The organism is Paraburkholderia sp. CNPSo 3272 (genome assembly GCF_024206495.1).
Classification (GTDB): domain Bacteria; phylum Pseudomonadota; class Gammaproteobacteria; order Burkholderiales; family Burkholderiaceae; genus Paraburkholderia.
The window spans coordinates 1-18,452 of sequence record NZ_JAMBPQ010000009.1 but is presented as its reverse complement, the minus strand read 5'-3'; the positions used below and the strand labels follow the sequence as shown (position 1 = coordinate 18,452).

At 65.5% G+C, this 18,452-nt stretch carries 12 protein-coding genes and 1 pseudogene; 9 read left to right on the top strand and 4 right to left on the bottom strand.

Translation table 11 applies throughout. The features are described 5' to 3' along the window. Positions 1-49 precede the first annotated feature (49 nt). The 6 genes from M3I53_RS13570 to M3I53_RS13545 are packed head-to-tail and all read left to right on the top strand — an operon-like array spanning position 50 to position 8,333. Positions 50-2,296: a polysaccharide biosynthesis tyrosine autokinase gene (locus tag M3I53_RS13570; RefSeq protein ID WP_254316608.1), complete on the top strand. Its 2,247-nt coding sequence runs from the start codon at positions 50-52 to the stop codon at positions 2,294-2,296. Between the two features lie 40 nt (positions 2,297-2,336). Beyond that, on the top strand, positions 2,337-3,263 hold the full coding sequence (locus tag M3I53_RS13565) for a glycosyltransferase family 2 protein (RefSeq protein ID WP_254316442.1): 927 nt from the start codon (positions 2,337-2,339) through the stop codon (positions 3,261-3,263). A gap of 34 nt (positions 3,264-3,297) precedes the next feature. After that, entirely contained in the window at positions 3,298-4,443 is a 1,146-nt protein-coding gene (locus tag M3I53_RS13560) for a glycosyltransferase (RefSeq protein ID WP_254316441.1), read from the top strand. A 2-nt stretch (positions 4,444-4,445) separates the two neighbouring features. Next, positions 4,446-5,927 carry an O-antigen ligase gene (locus M3I53_RS13555; RefSeq protein ID WP_254316440.1) on the top strand — a complete coding sequence of 494 codons (1,482 nt, stop codon included), beginning with the start codon at positions 4,446-4,448 and terminating at the stop codon, positions 5,925-5,927. Continuing rightward, positions 5,924-7,147, top strand: a complete 1,224-nt coding sequence (locus M3I53_RS13550) for a glycosyltransferase family 4 protein (protein WP_254316439.1) — start codon at positions 5,924-5,926, stop codon at positions 7,145-7,147. Before M3I53_RS13555 ends, M3I53_RS13550 begins: the two co-directional genes overlap by 4 nt. A gap of 28 nt (positions 7,148-7,175) precedes the next feature. After that, complete coding sequence (locus tag M3I53_RS13545) at positions 7,176-8,333, top strand: glycosyltransferase family 4 protein (RefSeq protein WP_069266043.1); 1,158 nt, start codon at positions 7,176-7,178, stop codon at positions 8,331-8,333. Positions 8,334-8,411: 78 nt separating this feature from the next. Here the strand turns inward: M3I53_RS13545 and M3I53_RS13540 are convergent, their stop codons facing one another. Genes M3I53_RS13540 through M3I53_RS13530 form a run of 3 tightly spaced genes read right to left on the bottom strand, consistent with a single transcriptional unit; the run spans position 8,412 to position 11,530 of the window. Beyond that, positions 8,412-9,368, bottom strand: coding sequence for a GDP-mannose 4,6-dehydratase (locus M3I53_RS13540; RefSeq protein WP_254316438.1), 957 nt, complete (start codon positions 9,366-9,368; stop codon positions 8,412-8,414). Further along, the gene (gmd, locus tag M3I53_RS13535; protein ID WP_069266041.1) at positions 9,355-10,398 is read right to left on the bottom strand and encodes a GDP-mannose 4,6-dehydratase; all 1,044 of its coding nucleotides are present in this window, start codon (positions 10,396-10,398) and stop codon (positions 9,355-9,357) included. The genes M3I53_RS13540 and gmd overlap by 14 nt, the downstream gene beginning before the upstream one ends. A gap of 37 nt (positions 10,399-10,435) precedes the next feature. Next, positions 10,436-11,530 carry an acyltransferase gene (locus tag M3I53_RS13530; protein ID WP_254316437.1) on the bottom strand — a complete coding sequence of 365 codons (1,095 nt, stop codon included), beginning with the start codon at positions 11,528-11,530 and terminating at the stop codon, positions 10,436-10,438. 410 nt (positions 11,531-11,940) lie between these two features. Here M3I53_RS13530 and M3I53_RS13525 point away from each other — a divergent pair, with 410 nt between their 5' ends. Genes M3I53_RS13525 through M3I53_RS13515 form a run of 3 tightly spaced genes read left to right on the top strand, consistent with a single transcriptional unit; the run spans position 11,941 to position 18,089 of the window. Next, the gene (locus M3I53_RS13525) at positions 11,941-14,109 is read left to right on the top strand and encodes a hypothetical protein (RefSeq protein WP_254316607.1); all 2,169 of its coding nucleotides are present in this window, start codon (positions 11,941-11,943) and stop codon (positions 14,107-14,109) included. Between the two features lie 30 nt (positions 14,110-14,139). Then, entirely contained in the window at positions 14,140-15,606 is a 1,467-nt protein-coding gene (locus M3I53_RS13520) for a flippase (RefSeq protein WP_254316436.1), read from the top strand. After that, the gene (locus M3I53_RS13515; protein ID WP_254316435.1) at positions 15,603-18,089 is read left to right on the top strand and encodes a glycosyltransferase family 4 protein; all 2,487 of its coding nucleotides are present in this window, start codon (positions 15,603-15,605) and stop codon (positions 18,087-18,089) included. Before M3I53_RS13520 ends, M3I53_RS13515 begins: the two co-directional genes overlap by 4 nt. Before the next feature lie 164 nt (positions 18,090-18,253). Here M3I53_RS13515 and M3I53_RS13510 read toward each other — a convergent pair. After that, positions 18,254-18,452: pseudogene (locus M3I53_RS13510) on the bottom strand (IS110 family transposase); the annotation flags it as partial.

Here is an 18,452-nt window from a genome sequence, read left to right as displayed (position 1 = left end):
AAAAGCTTCGAAAGAGGACCCAGGAGCAACACCTAAACAACGGGATCGAATCGTGACCATACAAGCCAATAGCCAGGCGGCCCCGGCGGCCCGCACCGAGGAAGAGGACGTCGTCCTCGGCCAGTTGCTGCGCGTCATCATCGACGACATCGGCTGGCTCATCGCGATCGCGGCTGCGGTCATCGCCATGGCCGTGTTCTACTGCTTCATCGCCAAACCGGTCTACACGGCCGACACCCAGGTTCGCGTGGAGCCTTCCGACTACACGTCGCAGGCCCTCACGCAAACGCAAACGGGCGCAAACATCAGCTCTGGATCGTCGACGGGCAGTCTGCCCACCGACGCCGAAATCCAGATGATCAAGAGCCGCAGCGTGGTCGAGCCGGTGGTGAAGCAGTTCAAGCTGAACACCACCGTCACGCCGGTCATGCTGCCCTTGATCGGCAGCCTGTCCGCGCGTCTCGCGACGCCGGGCACGCCGGCGCGTCCGTGGTTCGGGTTGAGCAACTGGCTCAGCAATTTCGCGTGGGGCGGCGAAGTCATCAACATCGACTCGATCGAGGTTACGCCCGAGCTCGAAGGCAAGAAGCTCACGCTCACCGCGCTCGACAACGACCGCTACGTGCTTTCGACCCCGGACGGCGCGCGCCTGCTCGAAGGCGCCGTCGGCCAGGTCGAGCAGGGCGGCGGCGTCAAGCTGCTCGTGAACAAGCTCGTTGCGCGTCCTGGCACCCGCTTCAAGGTCGTGCGCCTGAACGACCTCGACGCGATCAGCGGTTTCCAGAACGCGATCCAGGTCCAGGAGCAGGGCAAGCAAACGGGCGTGATCGACATCTCGCTCGAAGACAACGACCCCGAGCACGCGGCAGCAATCGCCAACGCGGTGGCGCAGTCGTATCTGCGCGAGCACGTAGCGACCAAGCAGGCCGACGCGAGCAAGATGCTCGACTTCCTGCGCAGCGAACAGCCGCGCCTGAAGTCGGACCTCGAGAACGCCGAAGCGGCGCTCACGGCGTATCAAAGCAAGTCGGGCTCGATCAACGCGAGCGACGAAGCGAAGATCTATCTCGACGGCAGCGTGCAGTACGAGCAGCAGATTTCGGCGCTGCAACTGCAGATCGCCTCGCTCCAGCAGCGCTTCGGCGACCAGCACCCGGTGCTGATCGCGGCGCGCCAGCAGCTCGCGCAACTGCAGGGCGAGCGCGCGAAGTACGACACGAAGTTCCGCGACCTGCCGGCAACCGAAGTGAAGGCCGTGCAGTTGCAGCGTGACGCGAAGGTGGCCGAGGACATCTACGTGCTGCTGCTCAACCGCATCCAGGAGCTTTCGGTGCAGCGCGTGGGCACGGGCGGCAACGTGCATATCGTCGATCCGGCCCTGCGCCCCGGCAATCCGTCGAAGCCCAAGAAGCTGCTGATCGTCTCGGCGGCGTCGCTGCTCGGCATCATTCTCGGCACGGGCTTCGTGCTCATGCGCCGCAACATGTTCAAGGGCATCGTCGATCCGGACCAGATCGAGCGCTCGTTCCAGCTGCCGGTGTACGGTCTCGTGCCGCTTTCGCCGGAGCAGCTGGCGCTCGAAAAGCGGGCCCCGGTGCGCGGCGGCACGCGTCTGCGTGAAGTGCTCGCGAACTCGCGCCCGAAGGACCTCACGGTCGAAAGCCTGCGTAGCCTGCGCACCTCGCTGCAGTTCAGCGTGATGGACGCGCGCAATCGCGTCGTCATGCTGACGGGTTCGGTGCCGGGCGTGGGCAAGAGCTTCCTCACCGCGAACCTCGCCGTGCTGCTCGCCCATTCGGGCAAGCGCGTGCTGATGATCGACGGCGACATGCGCCGCGGCGCGCTCGAACGCCATCTGGGCGGCCCCCAGGAAAACGGCTTCTCCGAGCTGCTCTCGGGGCAGATTTCGCTGGACGAGGCGATTCGCGCGACCGAAGTGGACAACCTGCACTTCATGTCGTGCGGCCGCCGTCCGCCCAATCCTTCCGAGCTGCTGATGTCGCCGCGTCTGGGCCAGTACCTCGAAGGCCTGTCGAACCGCTACGACGTGCTGCTCATCGACACGCCGCCGGTGCTCGCCGTGACCGATGCCGCCATCATCGGCGGCCATGCGGGCTCGACGTTCCTCGTGCTGCGCTCGGGCATGCACACCGAAGGCGAAATCGCCGACGCGCTCAAGCGTCTGCGCAATGCCGGCGTGCGCGTGCAGGGCGGCGTGTTCAACGGCGTGCCGGCGCGTACGCGCGGCAACTACGGCTATGGCTACGCGAACGTGCGTGAGTACCTGAGCGCATGACGCAAACGCCCCCATCAAGCACAGCAAAGGAGAACTCGCGATGAAAGTGACCGTGCTCGTGCCGACCTATCGGCGTCCTGACGATCTGTCGCGCTGTCTTTCGGCGCTGCTGCGCCAGCAGCGCGCGCCCGACGAGATCGTGGTGGTCGCGCGCGCCGACGACGAGGCGACTCACGCGTGCCTCGCCGAACACGTCACGCCCCGCGTGCTCAACGTGGAAGTGGCTACCGTCGAGGAGCCGGGGCAGGTGGCGGCGCTCAATCGCGGCATCGAGGCCGCGACGGGCGACGTGATCGCCATTACCGACGACGACGCCGCGCCGCGCGCCGATTGGGTCGCGCGCATTGCGGCGGCCTTCGAGTCCGACCCGAAGCTCGGCGCGCTGGGCGGCCGCGACTGGGTGCACGAAGGCGGCCGCATGATCGACGGCGAGCGCACGCTGGTGGGCAAGCTGCAGCGCTCGGGCCGCATCATCGGCAACCATCATCTGGGCGCGGGCGGCGCGCGCGAAGTCGATCTGCTCAAGGGCGCGAACATGAGCTATCGGCGCGCGGCGATCGGTGACCTGCGCTTCGACCGGCGCCTGCGCGGCACCGGTGCGCAAACGCACAACGACATGGCGTTCAGCCTGAGCGTGAAGCGCGCGGGCTGGAAGCTCGTCTACGACCCGCTCGTGGCCGTCGACCATTACCCCGCGCCGCGCCCGGGCGAAGACCCGCGCAACGCGCAGACGCTCGCCTCGATCCGCAACGCCGCCTACAACCTGCATTTGATCCTGCTCGGCCATCTCACGCCGCTGCGCCGCGAAACCGCCTGGTGGTGGTACGCGCTCGTCGGCACGCGTGTGTATCCGGGCCTCGTGCATACGGGCCTGAGCGCCGTGCGCGGCGATTCCGCGGGCGCGGCGTTCGCACGCTGGCGCGCGGTGCGCGGCGGCGCACGAGAGGCGCGCCGCGCGCTCGTCTGATCGGCGCGGCCAACGACTACACGGAGGACCCCGAATGAGCGGAACGCAAGTCCACGTCCACCTTTTCTATGGCGCCGATCCCCGCCGCTATCGCAAAGGCGAGAACATCGGCAGCCTGTACGGCTACCATCACGCGGAATCTGCGGAATTCGCCCTCAATTACGCGCAGGACGCGAGCGAAAGCACGCCCATGCGCTTCCTGCGGCGCGCGCTGAAAGCCGCCGCCGGTTTCGACTTCATCCATGCCTGGCGCAATCGCCGCGCCATTCTGCAATCCGACGTCATCTGGACGCACACCGAGCAGGAGCATCTGGCCGTGGCGCTGGTGCTGCTGATGAACGCGAAGAAGGGCGGCGCGCGCCCGCTGCTGCTGGCGCAAAGCGTGTGGCTGCTCGACCGCTGGCCGGGCTACGGCGCGCTGCGCCGTGCGATCTACCAGCGGCTGCTCAAGCGTGCCGATCTGCTCACCACGCTCGCGAGCGAGAACGCCGCGCTGTGCGGCGAGTATTTCGGGCGCGAGGCGCGCCACGTGCTCTATGGGCTCAATACCAGCGATTTTCCGCTGCGTCCGCCTGCGCAGTGGACGCCGCATACGCCGGTGCGCGTGGCCGCGATCGGCAACGACCGCGACCGCGACTGGACCACGCTCGTCAGCGCGCTGGGCAACGATTCACGCTACCAGGTGCGCATCGCCACCCGCCGGCGCATGCCGGCATCGGCGCGCGCGGAGAACGTCGAGATCGTGCGCGTTTCCGGCATCAAGCAGCAGCACGCGCTGTATGACTGGGCGGACATCATCGTCGTGCCGCTGCGGCCCAACACGCACGCTTCGGGCATCACGGTGATGCTGGAAGCCGCGGCGCTCGGCAAGCCGATGATCGCGACGAAGGTCGGCGCGCTCGAAGACTACTTCGACGACAAGGCCGCCTCGTACGTCGAGCCGTTCAACGCACAGCAACTGCGCGACGCGGCGAATGCGCTCGTGGCCGACCCGGCGCGGGCGCTCGCCCAGGCGCGTGAAGCCTGCGAGCAGCTGCGCACGCGCGATCTCACGACTGAGCACTTCGCGCGGCAGCACGCGCAGCTCACGCGCGAGATGCTGCACGAGCGCGACGCGCTCAACGGCGAGTCGATCGCGAGCGAACCCCAAGGCCGGGGCGTCGCCGCGCGCGGGATGTGATCATGGACGTCACGACCGCTATCCCCGTACCCGCGCCGGCGAGCCAGCCGAGCCGCCGCCGCGGCGGCCTGCGCAGCCTGCTCGGCCGCGATACGCTGCCGCCGCTCGCCTTGTGGGTATTCACGGTGCTGCTGATCGGCGCGCACCAGGGCACCGTGCTGACGCTGGCGTTTCCCGTGCTGTCGATCGCGGTGGGATTCTGGCTCTACTTCGTGAACCCGGTGCGCTATATCGGCTTCATGTGGTGGCTGTGGTTCCTGAGCCCCGAAGTGCGGCGTCTCGCCGACTACGGCAAGGGCGGCTTCACGCCCACCAGCCTCATTCAGGTCGCGCCGCTCGCCGTCACGATGATCAGCGGCATTTCGCTGCTGCGCTATTACCCGATCCTCGGGCAGCGGCGCGGTCTGCCGCTCCTGCTCGCGCTGCTCGGCATCGGCTATGGGTTCGTGGTGGGCGTGGTGGGCAGCGGCCCGGCCGCGGCGGTCTATGACCTTGCCAACTGGATCTATCCGTTCCTGATCGGCTTTCACATCATGGTGCTCACGCGCCAGTATCCCGAGTGCAGCAAGACCATCATCAACACCTTCATTTACGGCATGCTCGTGATGGGCGCGTATGGTCTCGTGCAGTTCTTCATCATGCCGCCGTGGGACGCGATGTGGATGATCGGTTCGGACATGAACTCGCAGGGCGACCCCGTGCCGCTCGGCGTGCGTGTCTTCAGCACGATGAACTCGTCGGGCCCGTTCGCGTTCGCGATGATGGGCGCGATGGTGTTCGTGATGGCCGCGAAGCATCGGGTGCGCTGGATCGCGGCGGCGTTCGGCTTCTTCTCGTTTGCGCTCTCGCTCGTGCGCTCCACTTGGGGCGGCTGGGCGATCGCCATGGTGATCCAGCTGATGAAGTCGAGCAACAAGGTGCGCATTCGCATCATCGTCAGCGCGATCGTGCTGGCGGGCGTGTGCGTGCCGCTGCTCACGTTCGGTCCCGTGGCGGACCGCATGCAGCAGCGTCTGAATACGCTCGTAAATCTGAAGGACGACCAGAGCTACGAGGCGCGCAACCAGTTCTATGCCGACTTCGCGAAGAAGGCCTTCACGGATGTGACGGGCGAGGGCCTCGGCGCCACCGGCGCATCGACCAAGCTCTCCAGCAATAACGGCCAGCTCGGCCAGTACGGCAGCTTCGACAGCGGCGTGATGAACATTCCGTTCGTGCTGGGCTGGCCCGGCACGCTGCTCTACATGTCGGGCGTGCTGTGGCTGCTCTTGCGCGCGGTGCGCGTATCGATGCGTTTTCCCGAGGACCGCTACGTGTGCGCGTGCCTGAGCCTCGCTATATCGATTTTCGCCATGCTCGTGTTCACCAACTCGCTCGTGGGCACCGGCGGCCTGCTGCTCTTTTCGAGCGTGTTTTCCATTCTCAGCGCGGGGCATTGGGCGAAGCTTCAGCGCCAGGCCCCTACCACGGAGGTCTCCGATTGAGAGTCGCAATCGTCACGCATGTCGTGCGCCACAATGACGGCCAGGGCCGCGTCAATCATGAAATCGCGCGCGCCGCGCTCGACGAGGGGTTCGAGGTGACGCTGGTCGCCTCGCATGTCGCGCCCGAGCTGCTTGCCCATCCCAAGGTCAAATGGGTGAATGTGCAACCTTCGCGCGCCTGGCCCACCAACCTGCTGCGCCAGCAGGTATTCGCGGTGAAGAGCGCGCTGTGGCTGCGCCGCAACCGGCGCGCATACGATGTGCTCCATGTGAACGGCTTCATCACCTGGGCGCACGCCGACGTCAATACCGCGCACTTCGTGCACGGCGGCTGGGCGCGCAGCAAGTACTACCCGTTCGGTCTCACGCGCGGCGTGTGGTCCGCTTACCAGTTCGTGTACACGCGCGCCAATGCGGTGCTGGAGCGCTGGGCATACCGGCGCTCGCGCGTGATCGCGGCCGTTTCGCGCAAGGTCGCCGACGAAATTCGCGCGTCGGGCGGCAACCCCGTGGAGCGGCTCGACGTGATCTACAACGGCGTGGATACGCGCGGCTTCTCGGCCGCGAGCGCGGACCGCGCGAAGTTCTCGCTGCCCGCCGACGCGTTCCTGCTGCTCTTCGTGGGCGATCTGCGCACGCCGCGCAAGAACCTCGGCACGGTGCTGCACGCCATGAAGCAGATGCCCGACAACGTGCATCTGGCCGTGGCGGGCTACCTGCCTGGCAGCCCGTATCCCGAACTCGCACGCGAGCTGGGCATCGAATCGCGGGTGCATTTCCTCGGCCTCGTGCGCGAGATGCCCACGCTCATGCGCTCCGTCGATACCTACGTATTTCCTTCGCGCTACGAAGCAATGAGCCTCTCGCTGCTCGAAGCGATGGCGGCGGGCTTGCCCGTTGTCACCGCGCGCACCGCGGGCGGCGCGGAAATCATCACGCCCGATTGCGGCATCGTGCTCGAAGACCCCGACGACGTGCCGGCGCTCGCCAACGCCGTGAAGACGCTCGCCAGCGACACGCCGCGCCGCCTCGCGATGGGCGAGGCTGCGGCGGAACTGGCCACGCAGTTCGGTTGGGCACGCATGGCCGCGCAGTACATCGCGCTCTACCGGCAACTGGCCGGCGACGCGAGCGCGGCCGTGCGCCGCGAAGAACCCGCGTTCGCCGCTGCGACGCTGCCGGGCGGTCAATCGCTCCAGCGCGCAGAAACCCCCCGATAACCGCATACATGCAGAATAAGGACACGCGATGACCACACAATCCATTCAATCGCTGCAGATCGGCATGCACTGGTTTCCCGAGCGCGCAGGCGGCCTCGATCGCATGTACTACTCGCTCGTCGGCGCGCTGCCCGGTGCGGGCGTGCGCGTGCGCGGCGTCGTGGCCGGCTCGCCCAAGGTGGCCCAGGACAGCGGCGGTGCGATTCACGGCTTCGGCTCCGCTTCGCGCTCGCTGCCGTTTCGTCTCATGGACGCGCGTCGTGCGCTGCGCAGCGAGATTCGCCGCCACCGTCCCGACGTCATTTCTTCGCACTTCGCGCTTTACACCTTCCCCGGGCTCGACGTCACGCGCGGCATTCCGCAGGTCTCGCACTTCCAGGGCCCGTGGGCCGACGAAAGTTTTGTGGAAGGCGCAGCCACGCTGAGCCAGCGCATCAAGCACTCGCTGGAGCAGTCGGTGTATGAGCGCTCCTCGCGGCTCATCGTGCTGTCGAAGGCGTTTGGCGACATTCTCACGCGCCGCTACGCCATTTCGCCCGAGCGCGTGCGCATCGTGCCGGGCTGCGTGGATACGGCGCATTTCGACCCGGCCTGCACGACGGCGGAAGCGCGCCTGAAGCTCCAGTTGCCGCAAGGCCGCCCGATCATCCTGGCCGTGCGCCGCCTCGTGCGCCGCATGGGCCTGGAAGATCTGATCGACGCGATCAAGATGGTGAAGCAGCGCCACCCAGACGTGCTCCTGCTGATCGCGGGGCGAGGCCGTCTGGAATCCGAACTTCAGCAGCGTATCGACGAAGCAGGCCTCGCCGACAACGTGAAGCTGCTCGGTTTCGTGCCCGACGCGCACCTGCCATCGCTCTATCGCGCGGCCACGCTGAGCGTGGTGCCGACGGTTGCGCTGGAGGGCTTCGGCCTGATTACGGTGGAGTCGCTTTCCGCGGGTACGCCGGTTCTGGTGACGCCCGTGGGCGGTCTGCCGGAGGCGGTGGCGGGTCTTTCGCAAGATCTCGTGCTGCCGAGCACGGGCGCGAACGCGATCGCCGATGGCATCGACGGCGCGCTTTCGGGCCGCATCAAGCTGCCGGATGAAGAGGCATGCAAGGCGTACGCGCGCGAGCACTTCGACAACGCCGTGATCGCGAAGCGCGTGGCCGGTGTGTACGCGGAAGCGATTGCCGCTCACTGAAGCGGGTCGATCGACCAAAGAAAACCGCCGCTCGGGAGAGCGGCGGTTGATTTGTAGAACGAGAGCAGGCAAGCAGCGCTATTGCGTTTCGAGCACGCGTTCGCGGGCCTCTTCGTACATCCAGCGCAGCGTTTCTTCGAGGTGTTTGCGCGAGCTGTCGCCAACGATGGAACGCAGCTTCGCATTCGACCCGATCAGCTGACGCACTTCGTTGGCGCGCACGAAACGCGGATCGATGTGCACCTCGATCTCGTAGCCGGCGATGCGCGCGAGCATGTCGAGCAGCGCACCGAGCGTCTGGCCGGTGCCCGAGCAGACGTTGACGACGGTGCCGCGCGGCGCGACTTCGACGAGCCGCGCATAGGCGTTCACCACGTCGCGCACGTCGGAGAAGTCGCGGGCCACGTGCAGGTTGCCGAGCGAAATCTTCTTTTCGCCGCGCGCGTAGTGCTCGACGATCTTCGGAATCAGGAAGTCCGGCGACTGGCCCACGCCCGTGTAGTTGAACGGGCGCGCGATAATGATCGGCAATTGCGCCTGAAAGCGCCTCGCGACGTATTCCATCGCGAGCTTGCTGACCGCGTAGTCGTTGGCGGGTTGGGGATCGACCTGTTCGTCGATCACGCCGTTCGTGGCGTTGCCGTAGACGTTCGCGCTGCTGGCCAGCAAGACGGCGCGCGGCACGTGCCTTTGCTGCGCGAGCGCCTCGAGCAGATTGCGTGTGCCGACCACGTTCACGACGTAGGTGCGCGCAACGTCGCTGTCGGCCACGTGGGCCACTGCGGCGAGATGCACGACCACGTCGGGCTGCACGGTTTCGAGCGCATGGGCAATCGCGGCGCGGTCGAGCAAGTCGGCTTCGATTGCGGTGGCGCCGAACGGGAAGGCTTCCGCGTCCAGCGATTCGCCCGCCCGCACGGTGCCCCACACGCGGTAGCCGTCCGCCGCGAGGCGAGCGGCCATATAGCGGCCCGTAAAGCCGCCAATGCCCGTGATGAGCGCGCGCGGACGGCTAGCGGGATCAGAATGTGTCATGACGTTCGTTGCGCGCAAGGTCAGCCGTGACCATCATCTGGCAGAGCTGCTCGAGCGAAGTTTGCGGCTTCCAGCCGAGTTTTTCCTGCGCCTTGGTCGCGTCGCCGATCAGCAGGTCGACTTCGGCGGGACGGTAGTAGCGCGGGCTCACGCGCACGAGCGTGCGGCCGGTGGCGACGCAGATGCCGGTTTCGCGCTCGCCCTTGCCCGACCATTCGAGCTGGAAGCCGGCGGCGGCGAAGGCCATCTTCACGAAGTCGCGCACGGTTTCGGTGCGGCCCGTGGCGAGCACGTAGGTGTCGGGCTCGTCGGCCTGCAGCATGCGCCACATGCCTTCGACGTATTCGGAGGCGTAGCCCCAATCGCGCTTGGCGTCGAGGTTGCCGAGTTCGAGCATGTTCAGCTTGCCGAGCTTGATCTTGGCGACGCTGTCGGTGATCTTGCGCGTGACGAACTCGCGCCCGCGCAGCGGCGACTCGTGGTTGAAGAGAATGCCGCTCGTCGCGAAGATGTCGTAGGACTCGCGATAGTTGACCGTGGACCAGTGCGCGAACAGCTTGGCCACGCCATACGGGCTGCGCGGATAGAACGGCGTGTCCTCGCATTGCGGGATCGCCTGGACCTTGCCGAACATTTCGGAGGTCGAAGCCTGATAGAAGCGCGCTTTCGGATTCACGACGCGAATCGCTTCGAGCATGTTCAGCACGCCGATGCCGGTGACTTCGGCGGTCGTGGCGGGCTGGTCGAACGACACGCCCACGAAGCTCTGGGCGGCGAGGTTGTAGACCTCCTGCGCCTGGGCGCGTTCGACCAGGCGCAGGGTCGAGCCCGCGTCCGTGAGGTCGTGTTCGACGAGGTCGAGCGACGGATGGTCGAGGATCCCCAGCTCGTTCATGCGCCAGAAGTTGACGGAACTGGTGCGGCGATAGGTGCCCGTGACGTTGTAGCCCTTGTCGAGCAGAAGACGCGTGAGGTAGGCGCCGTCCTGGCCGGAAACACCGGTGATGATCGCTTTGCGACGTTCGTTCATGTGATATGCCTTTGAAGTATCGAACGGGATTCAGGAATTACGACTGCGGGCTCGACTGGCTCACGCGCGCGGTGAGGTCGACCTGCTCAGCCGCTGGGCGGCGGCGCGGACCGCGCGTGAGGCGGCGCTCGAAGAGAAACCAGCTCGCGCTTGCATAAGCGAGCGTGAGGACGAGCGCAATCGCGGCGCTCTCGATGCGGCCATAGTGGAGCGGCCACACGGCATAGAGAATCGTGAGATGAATGAGGTAGATCGTGTAGCTGATCGTGCCGATATACACGAGCACCGGGTTGGAGAGCAGGCGACGCACGATGCCTTTCGATTGCAGCGCAAACACGACGATGGAGGTGCAGAGCACGAGCGAAACGCTATAGAGCATGGCGTTGGAGAGCGGCGTGTTCATGCCTCGAAAGCGCGGGTAGTGCAGGTGCAGCCAGGCCAGCACGCCGAGCGCCGCGAAGAAAAGCACGGCTGCGGGCCATTTGAAGGGTTCGAGCGCATTGCGGTCGCGGCGCACGAGTACGGCGAGCAGCGCGCCGGCGGCCAGCAGGTCCATGCGGAACGGCGTCAGGTAGTAGATCGGCCAGTACGAGTCGAACCACGGGGTCGCGACGGCGCGCAGCACGGGTACCACAAAGATGAGCGCGGCGGCCACGACGGCCATGAGCCGTTGCGGCAGAAGCAGCACGACGAAGGGCCACACGATGTAGAACTGCTCTTCTACGGCGAGCGACCAGAGGATGTTGAGGCTGTCGTGTCCGCTCTGGCCGAGTGCGTCGCCGATATTGGTGGCGAAGAACGCATACCACGGCCAGTAGTGCGCCCAGCCGAAGCCGAACAACAGCGACGAAACGATGAGCAGCAGTACGTAGGGCGGCAGGATACGGCGCACCCGGCGCGCATAGAAGTAGCTGAAATACGATTGCCCCCGCGCCTTGCGCTCGAGCAGGATGCCGGTGATGAGAAAGCCGCTCAGCACGAAGAACAGGTCGACACCCATCCACAGCGGCGCGCGCAACGCGTGCTGCGCGAACACGGCGAGCACGGCAAAGGCACGCAGACCGTCCAACTGGACGATGCGGTGGGAATGGTCGGCGAGGCCTTGTTGACTGACTGGGCGGCTTACGGTCATCGGTTCTCCGGTGGGGTCATGCATGCGCGATTGCTTCGCGATTCATTCTAGAAAGAATTAAATGTTCAAAAAGCCGAAATATATTGATTCTGGATTTTTGAATTTAAATGCCGGAATTTGCGCGATATGAAATACGCATTGCCGAATGGAAAGTGTGGCGGGACGCGCCGAACACCGCGCCGCACGGCTTTTTTGGCGTGATATCCGGTGTTCGGGAGTTTATTTCCGGACGACCAGAAATGGGTCATAAATACTGAATTTTTTTGAATTATTTTCCCTTTTTTGGAGGCGATTTTTCAGCGGATTTGTACGGCATGATCCTGGCAGATTGCCGTCACTTGACCGGAGGAATTGCCTTGCCGTTATCGAATCCCGATCGCCGCTTGCGCAGGACGTTGGCACTGGCCGCGATGTGCGCGTTTATCTGCACGTCGTCGGTTCAGACCATCGCAGCGCCGCAACTCAACGTGACGACCTCGTGGATCGGCAATAGCTTTGGCAACGGCCAGGGCACCTGGATGCAAATCAACGTCACGGCCATCGCCGTCACGCCCGAAGGCAAGGTATTCACCAATGCGCCGTGGGACGAGAGCGGCGCCGAGATCAGCGCGTACCAGGACGGCAAGCCGCTCGGCTTCGCCGGCGGCACGCATGGCTGGGGGGGAGCCGGCGGCAACGCCGTGGCCGTGAATCATCGCTATCTGTATGCAGCGGTCGGCGTGGGCAACGAGAAGGGGCACCTCGTCGGCAGCGGCATCTGGCCTGCGAAGGGCAGCCAGTGGTACGGCATCACGCGCCGGCCGCTCGATGAACCCAAGCGCGCCGCCGCGTTCCAGGCTTCGCCCGATCCGCTCAATCCGCACGCGCAGCTTTCCGCGTCGTTCCTGAAGATCAACGAAGTGCCCACCGGCACGCATGCCGACATTGGCGGACTCGCCGCGACGGATTCGACGCTCTATGTGAGCAACACGCCGATGAACCGCATCGAGGTGTACGACGCGAACTCGATGCAGCGCAAGGGGCAATGGGACGTGCAGGCGCCGGGCCGCATCGCGCTTGCAGCCGACGGGTCGGTGTGGGTGCTGACGGGCGCCGAAGGGGGTAAGGGCGCCGCCCAGCCGCGCGTCGAGCACTATTCGGCGGACGGCAAGCGCCTCGACGACACGCTCGCACTGCCCGAGGATTCAGTGCCGGTGGATCTCGCATTCGATCCGCAGCAACGCCTGCTGATCGCCGATAACGGGCCGCGCCAGCAGGTCCTCATTTTCACGCGCAACGGCAAGAGGTGGACGCAGAGTGCCACGCTCGGCGAGAGCGGCGGCATTTTCTCGGGCGTCGCGGGGCGGCCGGGACCGGGCCGCTTCAACGGCCTTACGGGCGTTGGCACCGATGCGCGCGGGAACATCTACGTCTCGACCAACGGCGTCGGGCCGCAGCACGAAGACAACATCGGCGCGGGTCTTGGCGCAACGCTGGAGGCCTATACGCCGGCCGGGAAGCGCTTGTGGAACCTGGAAGGCCTGCTGTTCGTGGATGGCGCGTGGGTGGACCCGCAGCGCCCCAACAGCGTCTATACGGGCAACAAGCGCTTCGAACTCGACTTGTCGAAGCCGCCGGGACAAGACTGGAAATATGTCGGATTCCTGTCCAATCGTTTTCGCTATCCCGACGATCCGGTCTTTCACACCGACCAGTGGCCGGGCCTGCCGACCGCGCGCGCGTTGAACGGGCACACGTTCCTGTTCCTGACCGACATGTACGCGGACCACCTGAAGATCTACCGCTTCGACGCGCAGCGCGATGGCGAGACCGCGATTCCCTCGGGACTCATCGCGGGCCGCGGCCGCGGGGTGCAGAACGTGCCGAACGGGCCGCCCGGCGGCGACTGGATCTGGCGCGATGCGAACGGCAACGGTGCTTTCGACACCGACGAATTCACGCGCAATCCTGGCCGCGATCATCTGGCCGGCGGCTGGGGCTGGTGGATCGACACGCGCGGCGACATCTGGCGCGCGCGCGACGACAAGGGCATCTGGCGCTTCCGCTTTGGCGGGCTGGACGCGAAGGGCAACCCGATCTACTCGTACGACAAGCTCGACAAGTACGCGGTCCCCGCGCCGTTCACCGAAGTGCATCGCGCGATCTACGAGCCGCAGACCGACACGCTCTACGTGACAGGCTACACGGCCGACGCGCCGCACGATCCCGGCTTCTGGAAGGAAGCGGGGCGCGTGCTGGTGCGCTACGACAAGTGGTCGAGCGGCCACCCCGAGCAGCACTACATGCTGCGCCTGCCTTGGGACCCGAAAGCGAAACCGCCCGTCACGCCCGCGGGGCTCACGGTGGAAGGCCAGTACGTGTTCGTGGTCGAACCCGCGGGCAACGTCCACGTGTACGACAAGGACAGTGCGAAGGAGATCGGCACCTTCGGCCCGGGCGCGGAAGTGGGCAACACCTCGGGCTGGGTCGACGTGCCGTTCGGCATCACCGCGCATCGCGAAGCGAACGGCGAATACCTCGTGTTCGTCGAGGAAGACGCGCGCGGCAAGGTGCTCATGTACCGCTGGAAACCGGCCTGACCCGCTACGGGCCACGCAACTGGATACCTAATGGATAAGGGAATACTGCGCAACGTCGCAATCAATCTGTTCGGTCTCGTGCTGCCGACCTTCGTGTCGCTCGTCACGGTGCCTTCGTATATCCGCCTGCTCGGGGTGGAGCGCTACGGCGTGATCGCGCTGGTCTGGACCCTGATCGGCTACTTCAGCGTGCTCGATCTCGGCATGAGCATGGCCGCGCAGAACCAGATCTCGAAGGCGTATGCGTCGAAAGACGCCGACGCCTGCGAGCGCGTGTTCTGGAGCGCGTTCTGGCTGAACTTCACGACCGGCGCGATTGGCGGCCTGCTGATCTATTCGGGCGGTGCGCTCTACACCGCGTACTTCACGCACGTTACGCCCGAGTTGCGGCACGAAGTCTATCTCGCGCTGCCCTGGCTCGCCGTTGCGATTCCGGTGGCGAACGTCTCGTGGGTGTTCGCGGGCGCGATCAACGGCGCAGAACGCTTCGGCATCTACAACACGAACCAGACGCTCGGCACGTTCCTGTTCCAGTTGCTGCCGCTCGCCGCTGCCTGGGCGTACGAACCGAATCTACAGACCGTGCTGGCCGCCGCCGTGTTCGCGCGTCTCGCGGCCGCGATCCTGCTCGGTCGCTCGGCGCTGCGCGTGCTCGGTATTCGCAAGGTGTGCGGGCCGCGCCTCGATACTTCGAAGGCGCTCTTCAATTTCGGCGGCTGGATGCTGGTAGCGAGCATCACGACGATGGTCGCGGATTCGCTCGACCGCATGATGCTGGGCGCGGGCCTCGGTGCGCGCTTCGTCACGTACTACACCGTGCCGCAGAACCTCGTCACGCGCCTGAACATGGTGCCCAATGCGCTCGTGCGCACGCTGTTTCCGCGCCTCTCGGCGCTGGGCCGCGAGCATGCCGATGAAATCGCCGCGCAGTCGTTGCAGTTTCTCAATGCCGCGTTCACACCGATCGCCATTGGCGCGATCGTCGTGCTGCAGCCTTTCCTGCATGCGTGGGTCGGGCCCGTGATCGCCGACCATGGCGCGCCGGTTGGGCGCGTGCTGATCATCGCCGTGTGGCTCGTCGGGCAGGCGGGCGTGACGCGCATTCTCATCCAGTCGCAAAACAATCCTGCCGCCGCCGCGCGCGTGGGGCTCGTGGAGCTGCCGCTTTTTGCAGGTCTGCTGTGGCTCGGCATTTCACGCTTCGGCTTGCCGGGCGCGGCTGCCGCCGTGCTGTTTCGCGCACTGTTCGACTACGTCGTGCTGCTGTGGCTTTCGCGCATTCATAGCCGCACGATCATCGTCGATATGTTTGCACACCTGAGTTTTCTCGCTGCCGCGCTCGCTTTCGCGTGGTGGCTGCCGGACGCGCTGTACGCAATCGGCGCCGGTGTCGTGCTCGCGCTTGCCAACGTGGTGTGGTCCGTTTCGACCACGCCGATGCTGCGCGGCTACGCCCGTTCCCTTCTCTTTCGACTGAATCCACGGAAAAGCGCATGAGTCACGAACTGATCGACGAAGCGGCGCCGTCCGAAAGCGCCGCCGCGCCCCTTCAACGGCGCGACGCCACCAAGCCGCGCCGCACTGAAACGGGCGCCGTCATGCCGTTGCGGCCACTGCGGCCGGCGCTCGCCGCAGGCCGTGCGCCGCGCGTGGCCGTCGTGCACGACTGGCTCGTCATCTATGCGGGCGCGGAGCGCGTGCTCGAGCAGATCCTTGCGTGCTTTCCCGATGCGGACCTGTTCTCCGTCGTCGACTTCGTCGATGCGAAGGACCGCACGTTCCTGCGCGGCAAGCGCGCCACGACCTCGTTCATCCAGAAGCTGCCCGGCGCGCGCAAGCGCTATCGCGCGTACCTGCCGTTCATGCCGCTCGCCATCGAGCAGCTCGACGTGTCGGGCTACGACGTGGTCATTTCGAGCAGCCACGCGGTGGCCAAGGGCGTGCTCACGGGACCGGACCAGTTCCATATCAGCTACGTGCATTCGCCGATCCGCTATGCGTGGGACCTCCAGCATCAATACCTGCAGGAGTCGAGCCTCACGCGCGGGCCGAAGTCGATGCTTGCGCGCCTGATCCTGCACTACATCCGCAACTGGGACGTGCGCACCGCGAATTCGGTGGACCAGTTCGTCGCCAACTCGGAGTTCATCGCGCGGCGCATCCAGAAGGTGTATCAACGCCAGGCCGAGGTTGTCTATCCGCCGGTGGATATCGACGCGTTCGAGCTGGAGACCACGAAAGACGACTTCTATTTGACCGCCTCGCGGCTCGTGCCCTACAAGAAGATCGACCTGATCGTCGAGGCGTTCGCGCGCATGCCCGAGCGGCGCCTCGTGGTGATCGGCGACGGCCCCGACATGCACAAGGTTCGCGCGAAGGCGACGCCCAACGTGGAGGTGCTGGGCTATCAGCCGTTCGCCGTACTGCACGACCGCATGCGGCGCGCCAAGGCATTCGTATTCGCAGCGGAAGAAGACTTCGGCATTTCCGTGGTCGAGGCGCAGGCTTGCGGCACGCCCGTGATTGCATTTGGCAAGGGCGGGGCGCTCGAAACGGTGCGCGACACCGGTTCTCGCCCCACGGGCATTTTCTTCGAAGAGCAAAACGCGGACGCGATCATCGACGCCGTCGAATCGTTCGAAAGCGATCCTGGCCGCTTCCGCGCCGAGGACTGCCGCGCGAACGCCGAGCGCTTTTCTTCGCGGCATTTCCGCGAGCAATTCTTCGCGCGCGTGGCGAAGGCGGTGCCGGCGATTGCGCAGGCAGGCTCGGCACACGGCGCGGCCCCGTTCGAGATCGACGCGGACGCAGCGGACGCGCCGCGCGTGCTCGCCATCGACCAGAGCGGCGTGCTGGGCGGCGCCGAGCTGTCGCTGCTGGAAGTGGTGAAGGGTTTGCGCTCGCGTATCGACGTGTTGCTGTTCAACGACGGGCCCTTCAGGGAGGCGCTCGACAAAGCCGGTGCGCGCGTGGAGGTGCTTGATTCGGGCGCCTTGAACAAGGTGCGCCGCGATGGCGGAACGGCACCGCGACTGGGCGTGCTTACGGGCATCGCCGCGCTCGTGCGCGAGACGCGCCGCCGCGCGCGTGAGGCCGATGTGCTTTACGCCAACACGCAGCGTGCGATGGTGATCGGCGTGCTCGCGGGCAAGCTCGCGCGCAAGCCGGTGGTCTGGCATTTGCGCGACATCGTGAGCGACGAGCATTTCGGCGGCGTGCAGCGCGCCGTGATCAAGGGCTGCGCGAAGCTGGGACTCGCGCATGTGATCGCGAACTCGCATGCATCGGCGAAGGTGTTTGCGCAGCTCACGCGCTTCGACGCGAAGCGCATCGATGTGGTGCATAACGGCGTGGATGAATCGCCGTTCCGTTCGCTTGCGCGTGTGCCACAGGCGCAGTTGCGTGCGCAGATCGGGTTGCCCGAAGATGCGTTCCTTGTCGGTGCTTTCAGCCGTCTTGCGAGGTGGAAAGGCCAGCATGTGCTGCTCGAAGCGTTGCTCCATGAGCCGCGTGCGCATGCTGTGTTCGTTGGGGCGCCGCTGTTCGGTGAGGATGCTTACGCTGCCGAGCTGCGTGCATTCGTCGAGGCGAACGGGCTGCAGGAGCGTGTGCATTTTCTCGGCTTCCGGCATGACATTGCGGCTTGCATGCGGGCCGTCGATGTGATCGCGCATACGTCTATTACGCCTGAGCCGTTTGGGCGTGTGGTTGTTGAGGGGATGCTGGCGCAAAGGCCCGTGGTTGCCTCTCGCGATGGTGGTGTGACTGAGATCGTCGAGCATGGTGAAAGCGGGCTGCTTTGCACGCCGGGGGACGCGAAGGAGTTGGCTGCCACTATCGGCAGGCTGCACGATGACGCTGCATTGCGCGATGGGCTTGCTGCGCAAGGGCTTGCTACCGCTCGGGAGCGGTTTGGGAAGCAGCAGTATGTTGATGCTGTCGAGCGGGTGCTCGATGGGGTGGTTGCTCGGGGCAGGTAAGTTTTTGCTTTTTTTGGCCTTTTTTCGCGGCTTCTGGCCGCGTTGGCCTTTCCTTGTGTTCGCGTCGGTATGCAAGTGTTGCCCCTGTGCGGGGCGGCACCTACTTTCTTTGCAGCGGCAAAGAAAGCAACTGTATTGAAGGTCAAGGGGCAAGCCCCAAGAAATCACGCTTTGGGGGGATTCCAGGGAATGGCATCCCGCATCATGGCGTTGAGTTGGGTGAGCAGCTTGCGCATGCCGGCGATGAATGCGACCTTGGTCTTTTTGCCTCTGGCGCGTAACTGATCGCAAAACGCCTTGATCTGGGGATTGGCCCGTTGAGCTGCGACGCACGCCATGTAGAGAGCGCGCCGCACGATGTGG